A 14,670-nucleotide genomic window follows, 5' to 3' on the forward strand; every position below is an offset into this window, starting at 1 on the left:
AAGAGCTAAGTGGCGGCGCGAATGAACACCTTGCGCACCTTCACTTTCCAGCGGCGAACATGGGCGATGGTGCTTGTGGCGATCGCCCTGCTCGTTCGCGGACTGATCCCTGCGGGCTATATGGTGGCACCCTCAGCGCTCACACTAAGCGTTCAGATTTGTTCGGGTTTCGAAAACGAGCACAGCACCATCGAGATTGTGGTGCCGCGATCGGGCAATGGGCAGGACCGCTCAGGCGATCATAGCCAGAAGAATCCACCTTGCGCCTTTTCCGCCCTGTCGATGGCGTTGATCGCGGGGGCGGATGGCCTTTTGCTCGCATTGGCACTCGCATTCATCCTCATCACGAGCGCACGTCTCGTTGCGTTGCCGGTGCATCGGCGCTTTGCGCATCTGCGCCCGCCACTGCGTGGCCCTCCATCATTCGCCTGACAAAACGACCTGAACCTGCGGACTGATCCGGGCCACAATCGCGCATGAGCTCCGCATCAATTTCAAGGCAAGTCACCCGAACCGGCATCTTCGATGCGGGCGGCACGACTTTGCATGTTTTGCGAATGATCTGAACCATGAAGACTTCACTCTTAAGCTTGGCGGTCGCCCTGACCGCTGCCACGCCTGCCTTTGCCGCTGAAGGCGATGAACAATCAGCTGACACCATCGTCGTGACAGCGCCGCGCCTGACGGCCACCGATGCCGCGACCGAAGCTGACGAGGAACTGTCCACCGGCCCCGATGGCGCGGCCTTTATTGCGCGTCAGCCCGGCGCGGCTGTCGTCGCGAATGGCACGCTTTCCGGCCAGGTGCAGATGCGCGGCCTGTTTGGCGAGCGCATCCTGCTGCGGATCAATGGCCAACGTTTCGCGACAGGTGGCCCCAACGCCATGGACCCGGCAATGCACTATGCACCGATGATGCTGATCGACAGGATCGAGATCGCACGCGGCATTTCCCCTGTGCGTGACGGCCCGGGATTGGGCGGCGGCGTCAACACCATCCTCAAACATGCGCGCTTTGGCGACGGCTCCAGCCTGTCACCACAGATCGACCTGACCAGCCAATATCGCAGCGTCGATGACAGTGTGGCCATTGGCGGTCTTGTGGCTCTCGCCAGCGACAGCCTGCGCCTCGGCGTGATTGGCTCCTATGAAGCCGGTGACGACATCCGCTTCCCCGGCGGGCGCATTGGCAGCACGTCATTTCATCGCACAGTCTATGGCGTTCAGGCTGGCTTTCGCGCGGGGCCCGGCGAGTTCAGTCTCGAATATCGGCGGCAAGATACCGGCCGCTCGGGCAACCCGCCGTTCGCCATGGACATTGTCTATTTCCACACCGACTTTGCCCGCGCAGGGTTTGAAGGTGATCTGAACGACGACCTGCGGCTGGAAGTCCACGCCAATTACACCGGTGTGTCCCACCGCATGAACAACTATGAACTACGCCCCGCGCCAATAATCGCAATGACCCGGCAGTCAGACACCTATGCCGACACAATGGCCGCCGATGCGTCGCTGCGCTTTGGTTCGGCAGATCGCCACATCCGGGTCGGCGGTGATTTCGAGCTGATCGACAAGGGCTATGTGCTCTATAATCCCTTGTCTCCAGCCTTCTTCATCCATCCGCTTGATCGGGCCAGCAGCGACCGGGTCGGCGGCTTTGTCGAATGGCGGAGCGGCTTTGGTGCTATTGAATCCGAACTGGGACTACGCATCGACCGCCACGGCGCATCGACCGGCCCATCGCGCTTTGGCCCCGGTGTTCCGGCCGGTCCGGTCAATCTGGCCAATGCCTTTGCACTGGCCGACCGCAACTGGTCGGGCACCAGCGTCGATGCATCGCTCCGGCTATGGGCAGAGATGGATGCATTCACTCCGCGGCTGACACTCGCGCACAAGACGCGCGCACCCAGCCTGATCGAGCGCTATTCTTGGTTGCCCACTGAAGCCAGCGGTGGTCTCGCCGACGGGAACATCTATGTCGGCGACGTCAATCTCAAAATCGAAAAAGCTTGGATCGCAGAGCTTGGCGTCGACTGGCAGGGTGACACTGCCTACGCCCGACCGGTCATCTACTATCGCCGGATCAACGATTTCATTCAGGGTATACCGTTCGACACCACTCCCGGCATTCTTAACACCCCGGTTGAAATCGTATCAAATGGCAGAGGTGATCCCACGCCGCTGCGCTTTGCCAACACTGATGCGCGCATATGGGGCGCCGATATCGCGTTCGGCGCAAAGATTGCGGGTCCGCTGCGCCTTGACGGTGTCGCCAGCTATGTGCGTGCTGAACGCACCGACATTGCCGACAATCTCTACCGGATGGCACCTGCCAACGGACGTCTGGCAGTGAGCTGGGAGGAAAGCCGCTGGTCGATCTCGGTCGAAGGCCAGTTCATCGCCCGGCAGCACCATGTGTCCGCTACCAATACTGAGGCGCCGAGCGCTGGCTATGTCCTTGCCAACATCTCTGGCTACTGGCTGATACGCGACGGTGTCCGGCTCGATCTTGGCATCGAGAATCTGTTCGACACCTACTATCTCGATCATCTGGCCGGATATAACCGGATAACAGGGTCCGATGTCCCGTTGGGATCACGTTTGCCAGGCGCAGGCCGCTCCGCTTTCGCCCGAATCCGCTGGGCGATGTAGCAAAAGGCGGGCGCTTGTCTGCACTGTGCTGACGAGCGCCCGCTACCCTAACCCTCATCGCCAGCGAGCGCGGCGCAGCGCTCGCCGGTCAGAGCCAATACCTGGCCCTGGACGGTAGCGGCAACCTCGCCCTCCGCCGCAAAGGCCGGGAGCCGGACGGTTCCGACGGCTTGTGCGAGGCTGCCGGTCAATTCGGCAATGGCCCTTTCCGCGTCACCTTGCGGCAGGCCGATCGTGCGTGCCAGCGTCATGAAATCCCGGCGCGTCAGCCGATCATCCTTGCCACCCAGCTTGAGCGCCATGCGATCGCCGCCAAGACCCGGGAATACCCGCGTCGTGACCGCATCATACAGCGGAGCGAAGCGAACCGAGGTGAAAGCCTTGGCATTCGGTTCGGCGATTTTGAGCAGCGCGAGATTTTTGAGGTGCATATCGCCATCGGCAATCAGCCAGGCAAAAACCGCACGGCGGAACAGGATATCGAGATCCGCTGCAGGGTCGGTCGACAGCGGCCGCAGTCCGCGCGCCATCCGCTCTATCGTCCCGTCATATTTGGCAGAGGCAGGAAGATCGAGGATCGAGCAGAAATCCTCAAGCGCGATCCGCCTCTGATCATCCGGCTCCAGGCGGATGTCGAACCGCTCTACAATGAGCGCGGGAGCCATGCCATCGGGCATCGCCGTCAGGGCGACATCAGGCGCGGCAAAGCCTGCAGCGCGGCCAAGTTCAAGGCAGAGCCATTCCACGATCGGCAGCATCTCGAAGCCAGCGGTGCCTGCTGGTTTGAGGATATGGGTAAATGGCAGATCGATGGCCGGAAGGAGTGTGCCATCGGGTGCCAGATGCATCGGCGCCTTGATCTGAACACCCGACAAGCGCGGTGTTTCGGCGCGCGCGAATATGCGCGCGAGGTTTTGCTCGAAACTCTCCTCGATGGCACCGCGCGCCGGGCCATCATAGTGGCCAGTGAAACGGCCTGCCTCGACAAAGCCGCTCAGCTTCGTCGTGAGAATGTCAGCCGGTAGTGCCGTCAACTCGTCGCGCGTCTCGACCACAGCGACGTTGGACATATAACGCCGTCCACGCTTCAAAGCTTCGCGCTCGTCCCGCTCGTGAAGCACCTTTGCGAGCCAGCCTTCCGGCAGGAGGGATTCGACAAAAGCCGGAAGTTTGCCGGGCGTTGTCTCCCGGATGAGCGTCGGCCCTGAGCGCCGGGCCGGCTTCCAGCGCCACTCAAAGCCGTCATGGGCGAGGTTCCCGAGCGGCTCGCCATGCCAGGCGATCATCAGATCCAGCGCGGCCTTGTTTACGGGCGCTTTGGCCGTACCCGGCTGCGCCATAAGGAAGCGTTCAGCGGCTTCGCCTTCGCGATACCAGCCATTTTCGCGGGCCAGTGCCCAGACTGCATCGGCGGCTTCCTTGGTCGTGCCGTGCTCCTCGACGAGACGCGCAGCCAGTTGGACGCGCATCTCGGCGGTGATGGCGCTGGCATGTTCGCTGCGCAGCCGAAATGCTTCCAGAAAGCGTTGCCGCGGGGAGGATGCATGAATACGCAGCTCGCCCTGATCATCACCAACCACCGCTGATGCGGTCGAAGGGTGCTTCGGCGCTTCGTTCTGGACGATTTCCAGGCTGCGCAGCCGCGTGCGTTGGTTGCGTTTTCCGCTTATAAAAAGCCTGCCATCGGGTGTCGGAGCAAGCAGGACCGCGCTCGCCGACGACAGATAGGCATTGGGATAGAGATACTGTGCGATGCGGATCGCGTGGCCCATTATGGCAGCGTCCGCATCGACATCTTGATCGATATATATGCCGCGCACGAGCTGGACGAGCTCGCCCGCTTGCGCGCGCTGGTGCGCGCGCTTGGCATCGATCGTTTCGCCGACCAGATGGACTGTCATAGGATTATCTCGCACTTCAGATGCGCGTTAATCCCACGGGTGGATGTGATATGCAAGAATTATCTCGCATCTCACATGCACGTTAATTCCGCAAGCAGGTGCGGTGCGGAGCACACCGCTGAGGGCAAGCACCGACCCACCTCTGGACTAGGCTATTTCTGCTTGATCCCGCAGCATGTCCGAAATGCGTATACATTTTTCGGACAGCGTCCTGGAAGCGCCTCTTACTGGCCTACCGTCGGATATTGCGGAGAGTTGTGACCTCTTCCAGATGGCGATCAAGAATCTCAATCAAGCCAACCGCAGCTTCACTGGGCTGCATTGTACCACGCTCATACTTTTGGAACGCTCGCCGTCCGCCGCCAATGATCCTACCCGCCTCTTCTTGGGTGAGGCCAAGCTTCTTGCGCACGGCCTTGACCCGTGCGGCATAGGCCGCTCGCAACTCGAGATAGGCTTGATCCAATGCTTGAAGTTCAGCGCCCGAATGGATGGAATCGCCATCGCCTTCAGGATACCAGCCCGGCACCTCCACTTCGCGTGACAACGAGCCAACGCTCAGCGTTTGCATCCGGGCGTCACGCCGAAGCACATCACCGGTCTTGGGATGAAAGCGAGTCTGACCCATCTTCAAACCTCCTTGCCCGATGTCGATCGAATATCGTTAAGCATCTCACCGGCAAACCCCAGCGCCAAATGCTGTATTTGGCTTCCAAAAATACACCTTCAAGGTTAAATTTCAATTGCCGACGTTTGCCTGACTGGGCGCAACGATGCAGCGCCTTCGGCAAGCAGGCGGGCGATCTCGTCTGAAGTTTTGCGCACCGCTAGCTTCAGAGCTTCATCGATATGGATGTAGTCCTGCGTGACGTTCTGCGAAGCATGCCCGAGCATGGCCCGTATCGTCAGTTCCGTGAATCCGAGTTCGCCCGCGATGCTGCCGAAAGTGTGGCGAAGGGTATGCAGTGTGGCGCCCTCAATTCCCGCCCACTGACAAACTCTCCGGAAGCAGGCTGGTGCAGCCTGGTATGCGCCAGCGCCCGTCATTGACGGGAACACGTAGGGGTTACCAACGATCTCGGGTTGAGCGAGAACGACCTTCAGTGCTTCTGGGCCGATCGAGCGGACCTGTGCATCGGTTTTGGTATCCGGGAAGGAGACAAACCCACCCTCCGCATGCACCCAGGCGCGCTTCATCGACTGCGCCTCTTCCCGTCTGTATCCTGTCAGCGCAAGTGTCCGCACCACTGCAAGTGCTGTCGGATTTTCGCCATTACGTTCGGCATAGGCGATGGCTTTGCCGAACGCGACGAGTTCGGCAGTGCTGAGCCGTCTCGTCTTCTTGTTGATTGCGAGTTTCTTGGCTCCTCTGGTTGGGTGCTCCGCAATCAGCCCCTTGTGCTTGGCATGACCCAAAATGGCTTGCAGCGACCCGAGGCATCGCGACGCGACGCCAGGCCCGCCAGCGGGCCGACCACCACGGCCTTTACCTCTAGCCTTGGCAGTTTTCCCGTCCCGGACATCAGCCTGCATCTGCTCGACATCCGCGATTGTCAGCCTTTTCGCCATGCGATGGCCAAGAATCGGTTTGATGTGAGTGTTGATCCTGCTCTCATCCATCGCGAGCGAGGAGGCCTTGATTGGACGGTTCTTGCGGCCAAGAATGTTGCCGGCGCGGGCTTCAACCAGATACCAGTCACAGATCTCGGCGACCGTCATGCCACTGCGGGCCTGATGAATTGCCTCTGCCGGGTCCTGACCACCAGCAACTTCGCCAAGCTTAATCTTCGCCAGATCCCGAGCCTGCTCCGTCGTGATGACACCATAGCGACCGAGATTGATACGCCGCTTGATCCCTTCGATGTTGCGGTACTGAACGATGAAGGTCTTGAGCCCCGACGGAAGCGCCCGCAAGCCGAAACCCCGAATCTCGCTGTCCCACAGGACGGCCTGTTTATCTTTAGGCGGCGCGAATGCGTCCACATTGCGCTTGTTCAACTTCGCTGTCGGCATATTTGACCCTCCATTTGGAGACAAAGATTTCAGAGGGGTGCTTTGTCTCCATTTTGTCTCCAGATTTAAGCGTTTCGAGGGTATTATGGGCGGAGACAATCGTAAAGAGGAACATTATAAATATCTGATTTAGCGTAGTTAATCGTACTCAGGAGAGTTTTGGAAAAGTGGCTGAAATATTTTGCCAAGGTTGGGGTCGAGGGTTCGAATCCCTTCGCCCGCTCCAGTTTTTCCAAATGATATCAGAAGTATATTGGTGGGATGACTGCGCTTTGCGTGGATACGAAGCACTACGACAGCATGCTCGTCTCCAAATAATATCCACCTAAAATCGCGCGGACGGTCAAGATTGCGGCAGATTTCCCGTTACACAAAAGGGGAAAGCGTTCCCCTGTCGCCGCGCCATAGCCGCGTCGAAACCCCTTCTGCGGGCGGCTCCGTCCCCGCAACGCCCCGGTGAGAGTAAGAGGAAGGCCTGATTGGCCGTGACGGGTAAGGGTTGAGAGAGAGGCTCTCGGCGCCCGTCGCGGCGAAGGGCGCAACGTCAGTGGAGCACCCGCAAGCGCAGCGCCGATCTTGCCGATCGCTTCGCGCTTCATGACAAAACCGTCGTCGAGATAGGGGCCGTACCGCACTGAGGCGGCCTGGCCCCGTACCGCGCGCTTAGGCAGCGTTTTGCCCTCTAGCCAAAGAAACTGATACCCGTGCGGAAGCCACATTTGGGGGGCACAGCATGATCGGCAATCTACAAATAGAAATTCGGCCAGAGCGGCATCAAGCTACACGCCAGCGCAGGGCCGCATATCCGGGAAGCAGTTGTTGGGGATGCGCGACATGAGCCGTCTGATCATCATATCGAACCGCGTCTCGGCCACAACCTCCGGTGGTTCGGGAAGCCAGGGTGGACTTGCCGTCGCATTGTCGGCAGCCCTGCGCGAAAGTGGTGGCATCTGGTTCGGGTGGTCGGGTGCGGAAACACAAAAATTCACTGGCCATATCAACTTGCAGCGCAACGTCGGCGTCACCACGGCAACGATTGATCTCGAAGCGCAGGATATCGATGAATATTATAATGGCTATGCCAACCGCACCTTGTGGCCGCTTTTTCATTTTCGTACCGATCTGGCGGAGTATAAGCGGGGCTTTGCCGGTGGATATGAGCGCGTCAATGCGCGTTTCGCGGACACCGTTTCGCCTCTGCTGGAGGCGGACGACCTCATCTGGGTAAACGATTATCATCTGATGCCGCTGGGACGGGAGTTACGGCAAAGAGGATGGAAGAACCGAATAGGCTTCTTTCTGCATATTCCGTGGCCGCCGATGCGGCTCCTACTCTCGCTTCCGAGCCACCGCGAACTGGTGGAATCGCTGTTCGCCTATGATGTGATCGGTTTCCAGACGCACGATGGGGTCGAAACCTTCCTCGATTATGCACGGGGCGAGCTGCACGCCGACATCGGCGACAATGGTGTCGTGACCCATGAGGGCCAGAGCGTGCGCGTCATTGCGTGCCCGATTGGCATCGATACGGCCGATTTCGTGATCAGCGCCAATGGACCTGTGGCGAGGGAAGTGCATCGCCGCATGCGCATCAGCGCCAATGATCGCACGATGATCATCGGCGTTGATCGGCTGGACTATTCCAAAGGTCTGCAGGAACGTTTTCTGGGCTATGAACGCTTTCTCGCGGCGCATCCTTCGGTGCAGGAGGACATCTTCCTGCTTCAAATCGCGCCACCATCGCGAAGTGATGTGCAAAGCTATCAGGAGATACGGGCGACCCTCGATGGACTGTCGGGACGCATCAACGGAGAGTTTGCCGACGCCGAATGGGTACCCATTCGCTATGTGAACAAAGGCTATCCTCGCGAACAACTGGCAGGCATGTACCGGGCCGCCCGTATCGGGCTGGTCACGCCCCTGCGCGATGGCATGAACCTGGTCGCCAAGGAATATGTTGCTGCGCAAGATCCCCAAAATCCTGGCGTCCTGATACTCTCACGCTTTGCGGGTGCCGCCGAGCAGTTGACCGATGCCCTGCTGGTCAATCCTCACAGCCCGGAGGAAATAGCCGATGCGCTCGCCGGCGCGCTCGCCATGCCGCTGGACGAACGGGTGGCACGGTGGCGTGCGATGATGGACAATATTGAGCAGGAGGACGTGATCTGGTGGCGGCGTAAATTCACCGATGCGCTTTCCAATACCCTTTCGAATTGACGGACTACCATGATCATCTTGCAAGCCAAGGCCGAAGCCGGCACCTCGCTGGCTGAAGGGATCGATCTGGAGTTCGAAGGGCATCATCCGGATTCGCCCCGGTATGAAGGCGGCCGATCTACTCCGTTGAAATTCGAAACTCAGGCCGTCGCGGTGGGCGTTGCCTGCTCAGTTGACGCTGCGGGCGGAGCATCGAGGAAGGGCTTGGCTAGCCCGTGATAAAGCCGCTCGCGACAGACCAGTGCGCTGACCACGTCGGCGATCAGGGCGGTTGCAAACAGAGGGATGATCATGCCGCGACTGGCCGTTGTCTCGGTGATGATGATCACGGCCGTCAGCGGTGCCCGGACGACGCCGACGAAATAGCCGATCATGCCGAGCAGCACGACCGCGCCCTTGGGATCGTCGGGAAATATGCTGGTGAGCAGATCGCCGAGTCCTGCACCGACCGACAGGGATGGCGCAAAAATGCCTCCCGGCGCTCCACTGAGCGCTGTCGCAAGTGTCGAGAGGAATTTGGTTGGACCAAACCAGGGCGATCCCCCCTGCGCTTCAACCATGAGCCGGGTCGTCTCGTAGCCGGTTCCCCAAGTGGCCCCTGCTGTCACTATGCCCAATATCGCCACCAACAGGCCGCAGGCACCCGCCGTGATTACTGGACGCTGCTTGATGGCGCGTATCCAAGGGCGGCCCGGGGCGGAAAAGCCAAGCAGCGCGCGTGAGAAAAGTCCGCCTGCAAGTCCGCCTGCGACCCCCGCGACCGGTGCCACGAACAGCACGCCGCGCAGGTCGAGGGTCTGACGCATTGCGCCGAAATAGATATAATCGCCCGCTACGCCGAGGCTGACCAAGCCCGCCACCATGACGGCGGCCATGACCAGCACGGCCACCCTTTGTTCATAGGCGGAGGCCAGTTCCTCGATCGCGAAGGCCACGCCTGCAAGCGGTGTGTTGAAGGCCGCGGCGACGCCAGCTGCGCCGCCCGCGATCAGGACACCGGCGGTGATCGGTACGCGCAACAGTCTGTGGATGGCAACCATGATCGCGGCACTGACCTGAACCGTTGGTCCTTCACGCCCCACCGATCCGCCCGCGCCCAACATCAGCACAGTGATGATGAGTTTCAGCGCTCCGGTTTTCAGCGAGATGAGCGGTCCCAATGCTTCGCGCGCCGGATTGCGCGAAGCCGCGATAACTTGCGGGATGCCCGACCCCCGTGCTTCGGGCGCCCAGCGCTTCGTCGCATAGACCGCGCCGGCAAAGATCGTCGGTGTCAGCAGGAGTGCGCCATATGGCCAGACGGCACTGAAGCGAAGAAACTGGTGCTGGGCGAAGTCGCCCATCTTGGCAAACGCGATCGCGAAGAGGCCAAGCAACACCGCGCCAAGGCCGGTTGCGATCCGGCGACGGAGCACCGAAAGGGCGTCGCGTGCCCGCTCGGTCCCATCGGCAGAGAGGGCCGCATCTTTGAAAGCGACAATGCGCGAAAGCCGCGGAAACAGTCTCATGGCCGGAACGCGGTTGTCGAGGGCGCGATACGCAGGACGATGAAACCGATAATGGCCGACGCGATGGAGCCTGCCAGAACGCCCAGCTTGGCAGCATCGTTCTGATGCGACCCTTCGCCAAAGGCGAGGCTGCCGATAAACAGGCTCATCGTAAAGCCGATTCCGCAAAGCAGCGCGATCCCATAGACCTGGTACCAGTTGGCATCGCGCGGTCTTTGACTCCAGCCTAGCCGCGCCAGCAACCAGACTGTGCTGAAAATACCGACCTGCTTGCCGATGAACAGCCCCAGAGCGACTCCCAGCGGCACGGGACTCAGAGCATCAGCGACGGTGAAGCCCGCCAGCGGCACGCCTGCATTGGCAAAGCCGAAGATCGGGACGATTGCATAGGCTACCCAAGGATGCAGGCCATGTTCCAGACGGGCGAGAGGAGATTGGGTATCGTCGGGCGCTGCTGGTGTCCGGGTCATCGGAATGGTCAACGCGACGGCGACGCCGGCGAGCGTGGCATGAATGCCCGACTGTAAAACGCATAGCCAGACAGCGATCCCTACCAATAGATAAGGCCAGAGCGCCGTCACCCCCCGTCGATTGCAGAGTGCGAGGACCACCAACCCGATCCCCGCGCCTGCAAGCGGGAGGAGATAGAGTTGAGCGGTATAGAATATGGCTATGATCAGGACCGCGATCAGATCGTCAATGATCGCAACGGCAGTCAGGAAAATCTTGAGCGACGTGGGCACGCGGCTGCCCAGCAAGGCCAGAATACCCAATGCGAAGGCGATGTCCGTCGCGGCGGGGATCGCCCAGCCACGAAGGCCTGCTGGATCGGATTGATTGAGGCTCACATAGATGAGAGCCGGCAAGGCTACGCCTGCGGCTGCCGCAACCCCGGGAAGAATCCGGTCGGACCATCGCGATAACTGGCCGTCCACTACCTCGCGCTTGATCTCAAGCCCCACGATCAGGAAGAACAGCGCCATCAGACCGTCGTTGATCCAGTGCAGCAGGCTGAGACCGCCCAGCTTAAGATGCAGCGTTTCGCGATAATCCAGCGAGAACGGAGAATTGGCGACGATCATCGCCGCCGCTGCGGCCGCCATCAGGATGATACCTCCAGCCGCTTCGGTTTGGAGAAAGGCGCGCATCATCGACGAAGGGCGACGTATGAATTCTATTGTGCTCATGTTCGCCGTCCCTAGCGCAGGATCGCCTGATCGGCCACCGGGACAAGGAACTTAGAGTATCCGTGATGGTCAAGCGCATGCAGTGGTCCAGAGACGATCTGCCCTGAGTAGCGCATTTGCGGTGACGATGAGCTTTCGCATGATGGCTGTGATGGCGATTTTGGCGGGTTTTCCGGCAGCGATGAGCTGCTGGTATTTGGCCTTGAGGTTTGGATTGAATCGGGCGGCGACCAGAGCAGGCATGTAGAGAGCCTGTCGGACATTGGCCCTACCGCCGCGGATGAAGCTTTTGCCTTTCCATTGGCCGGACTGGCGCGCGACCGGGGCAAGTCCGGCGAGCGAGGCAGCCTGCTTGTTATCGAGCGATCCGAGTTCGGGCATGGTGGCGATGATCTGGTTGGCGGTGAGTGTGCCGAGGCCAGCGATGCTGGTGAGAATGTGGTGGCGCCGGACGAGCTTTTCATCTGCGGCAATGACGGCCGCGATTTCAGCGTCGAGCGCAGCGATGTGGCGAGCGATCTGTTCGAGCCGTTGGCTGCACTGGCGCTTAAGCAGCGTGACGGTGAGGTTCTTTTCGCGGTTTTTGAGCGCGGTGCGATCACGCACCAGACCATCGCGGGCGTTGACGAGTTCGGCCAGTTGGTTCTGCTGCGGGCTTCGGGCGGGCCTGACCGGGGGTTTCAGCGTCACCGCCATCCGTGCGAGCAGCCTGGCGTCGATGCGATCGGTCTTGGCGAGCGTGCCTGTCGCCTGAGCGAAGCGCCTTGCCCGTTCCGGGTTGAGCTTGACGCAGGGCATATGGCCGAGCGCGACCTCCAGCGCGCGGTGGTAGATGCCGGTAGCCTCATAGGCGATCCGCTCGACCTCCCATTGCCCGGCCCATGCGATCAGGGTCTTGTGGCCCTTGGTGGTGTTGGGGAACTGGCGCTCGATCCCGATGGGATGGACATAGCAGTCCAACGTCGCTTTGGAGATGTCGATGCCGATGGTTTGTGGTAGAGAGTTGCTCATCTTTTTCGCTGTCCCATGCTTGTCATCCGGGCCTTGAAAGCCCCGGTATCCGTTCGGGCCTGATGAAAAAGAAAGGGGCGATCCTACTCTAACCCGGTCCCTTCACGACCAGCGGTTTTGCGATCCGTCCCCTTCCGTCCGGTCCGGGGTGGCCACCCCGGACCGGACATCGCATCCTGACCCGAACGGACCACAAAGTCATAAGACAAGCGGAATTCCTTGATTCCATTGGACCCGCGAAATCTGCACTGAAAGAGGGCTAGATATCCCGATCAGATTTGCCGCTCCAATCACGCTGAAACGAGCATATCGAGGGAAGTTACCTCGATAACTGGAAAGGCGCATCTTGAGGCGTGCCGGTTTTTCGTCAGCGACGTGCCTCAAAGAAGGTCGTCATCCTTGGCTGCATCGGGCGGACGGGGGTGTGCAATTCTCGCTCCAACATCGTTATCATCCACCTGCGGTGCTGAAGGATGAAGGTGGTAAAGTCGCCAGCACTGGCAGGATTGAAAATCGGCACCGCCCAGTCGGCTTGGGGCTCGGTATATTCTGTCTCGAAAAGGCCGCGCTCATCTGTTGGCGGATCGACATGGCGGCCCAGAAAACTATTGTTTCTGAACCGGATATTTTCCGCCGGTGAAAAACCCGGCGCGATCACATAGTCAGGGCCACTCCGTCCCGCCTCGTGGCCATAACGCCCGATGCCCGCCACGGCGAATCTGTTATCGACAAAGCGAACATCATTGGCCCAGCCTTGCCATTCCGTGGCAATCACCATCTGCGCATCGATCGCCTTCCCGACATGCACGACATTGTCCTTGATCAGTACATCCGAGACAGGGCCAGAGAGCTGAAAAATGCGGCCTGCGTCATTACGACTGACGTTGAAGCGCGCGGTCGTTCCATAGTTGCCCAGATTATCGGTATTGTTTCGGCGTGGGGAACAGATCAGCAGGAATCCGCCCGCATTGTCGTGGCTGTAGTTGTAAAGGAAGGTCGTCCGTCGTGAGTTAAAATCGGAATCAAATCCCTGACCATCATAGCGGGTGACGGTAAAGGCGGCCTCATTAAGTTGGATGAGGCTGTGGTCCGTACTCCATTGCCAGATCGCGGCATTATAGCCTGGCGCGCGGCTGCCCGCGTAGCGCACAATATTATGTTCTATTAGGGCACCGTCAGTCCCGCGCGGGACAATGCCGTCTCCACCTACATCCTCGATAAGATTATCACGGATTACGACCTTTCCGCTCGGAAACCATCGCGCTATCGTCACCTGATCGCTGATCCCTGCGATGCCTGACCTGTCGACCCGCCAAACGATATTTCGCTCGATCCTCAGATCTTCGAACCGGGTCGCCAGTTTCGGTCCAAGAGTGCGGAACACTATCCCGCCGTTATCCTTGCGGTCATTGGTCCCGCGGACGTCATGCACATACATGTCAGTGACGCGAATGCCGCGCTTGACGCCGCTATCTTGCGCTGAAACCAGGATGCCGAAGCGCGGCTTCACCGGCGTCGCGTCATTTGTGATCTCCAGGCCACTGACGGTCACGAATTCGGCATTGAAAATGGCGACGCCATAGTCGGCAACACCACCCGCCTCGATCCGTGGTCGTGGGCCAGTTCCGGTTACGCGGACCGAGATTGGCGCATTGTTGCGGCCGGACCGCGTGATGACCAAAGGCTCTCGCCACACCGATCCTGCAACCAGCAGGATGGTATCGCCTGGCTGGAAGGGCATGTCCCTAACCCTTTGGAGCGAACGCCATGGTGCGGTGGCCGACCTGCCGTCATTTCCATCGTAGCCCAAGCTGGAATCGACATAAAAGGTAGTCGCCCGGCAACTGATTGAACCAATTAGCCCAAGGGTCACCGCAAAAATCGCCAGAAAATGCCATAGCACGCCGCGTAGGGCTGTCGGTAACGGGAGTAGCGGCTGCACAGGGATATTCATGATGCGTCGAGCCATGGAAAGGATTTGATCATGAGGTGGCTGATAGCGGGCAACGTCGACCATTCAATCTGGAAAGCGCGCATCCCGAGGTTCCGCATGTGGGGATCATATCGCTTGGCGGGTCGCTCATCCAGTCTGGCCGATGCTTTGGTTGCCATCCTCACAACCTGGTTCGCGGCTCTTTGGGTCGCGCGCCGTCTTACCCAGCACACCACTTAACGTAATCGC

Annotated in this window: 10 protein-coding genes; 3 read left to right on the plus strand and 7 right to left on the minus strand. The window is 59.8% G+C overall.

Annotated features, from left to right (window positions below; translation table 11 throughout):
- The first annotated feature begins 21 nt into the window (after positions 1-21).
- On the plus strand, positions 22-432 hold the full coding sequence (locus EBBID32_RS21140) for a DUF2946 family protein (RefSeq protein WP_006966724.1): 411 nt from the start codon (positions 22-24) through the stop codon (positions 430-432).
- A 137-nt stretch (positions 433-569) separates the two neighbouring features.
- Complete coding sequence (locus EBBID32_RS21145) at positions 570-2,651, plus strand: TonB-dependent receptor plug domain-containing protein (protein WP_006966725.1); 2,082 nt, start codon at positions 570-572, stop codon at positions 2,649-2,651.
- Between the two features lie 47 nt (positions 2,652-2,698).
- Here the strand turns inward: EBBID32_RS21145 and EBBID32_RS21150 are convergent, their stop codons facing one another.
- The 3 genes from EBBID32_RS21150 to EBBID32_RS21160 all read right to left on the minus strand — a co-directional run bounded on the left by EBBID32_RS21150 (position 2,699) and on the right by EBBID32_RS21160 (position 6,565).
- Positions 2,699-4,552, minus strand: coding sequence for a HipA domain-containing protein (locus EBBID32_RS21150; RefSeq protein WP_006966728.1), 1,854 nt, complete (start codon positions 4,550-4,552; stop codon positions 2,699-2,701).
- A gap of 232 nt (positions 4,553-4,784) precedes the next feature.
- Positions 4,785-5,180 (minus strand): type II TA system antitoxin MqsA family protein, encoded by a 396-nt coding sequence (locus EBBID32_RS21155; RefSeq protein ID WP_006966729.1) that lies wholly within the window; start codon positions 5,178-5,180, stop codon positions 4,785-4,787.
- A gap of 104 nt (positions 5,181-5,284) precedes the next feature.
- The gene (locus EBBID32_RS21160; RefSeq protein ID WP_006966731.1) at positions 5,285-6,565 is read right to left on the minus strand and encodes a tyrosine-type recombinase/integrase; all 1,281 of its coding nucleotides are present in this window, start codon (positions 6,563-6,565) and stop codon (positions 5,285-5,287) included.
- An 834-nt stretch (positions 6,566-7,399) separates the two neighbouring features.
- Here EBBID32_RS21160 and EBBID32_RS21165 point away from each other — a divergent pair.
- Positions 7,400-8,782, plus strand: coding sequence for an alpha,alpha-trehalose-phosphate synthase (UDP-forming) (locus tag EBBID32_RS21165; protein WP_037492365.1), 1,383 nt, complete (start codon positions 7,400-7,402; stop codon positions 8,780-8,782).
- A gap of 140 nt (positions 8,783-8,922) precedes the next feature.
- Here EBBID32_RS21165 and EBBID32_RS21170 read toward each other — a convergent pair whose 3' ends face one another.
- The 4 genes from EBBID32_RS21170 to EBBID32_RS21185 all read right to left on the minus strand — a co-directional run bounded on the left by EBBID32_RS21170 (position 8,923) and on the right by EBBID32_RS21185 (position 14,505).
- Positions 8,923-10,290, minus strand: coding sequence for a chloride channel protein (locus EBBID32_RS21170; RefSeq protein ID WP_006966735.1), 1,368 nt, complete (start codon positions 10,288-10,290; stop codon positions 8,923-8,925).
- Complete coding sequence (gene nhaA, locus EBBID32_RS21175; protein WP_006966737.1) at positions 10,287-11,477, minus strand: Na+/H+ antiporter NhaA; 1,191 nt, start codon at positions 11,475-11,477, stop codon at positions 10,287-10,289. The genes EBBID32_RS21170 and nhaA overlap by 4 nt, the downstream gene beginning before the upstream one ends.
- A gap of 69 nt (positions 11,478-11,546) precedes the next feature.
- The gene (locus EBBID32_RS21180; RefSeq protein WP_006966739.1) at positions 11,547-12,488 is read right to left on the minus strand and encodes an IS110 family transposase; all 942 of its coding nucleotides are present in this window, start codon (positions 12,486-12,488) and stop codon (positions 11,547-11,549) included.
- A 367-nt stretch (positions 12,489-12,855) separates the two neighbouring features.
- Positions 12,856-14,505: a right-handed parallel beta-helix repeat-containing protein gene (locus tag EBBID32_RS21185; protein ID WP_231382275.1), complete on the minus strand. Its 1,650-nt coding sequence runs from the start codon at positions 14,503-14,505 to the stop codon at positions 12,856-12,858.
- Positions 14,506-14,670: the final 165 nt, after the last annotated feature.

Source organism: Sphingobium indicum BiD32, assembly GCF_000382885.1.
Classification (GTDB): Bacteria; Pseudomonadota; Alphaproteobacteria; order Sphingomonadales; family Sphingomonadaceae; genus Sphingobium; species Sphingobium japonicum_C.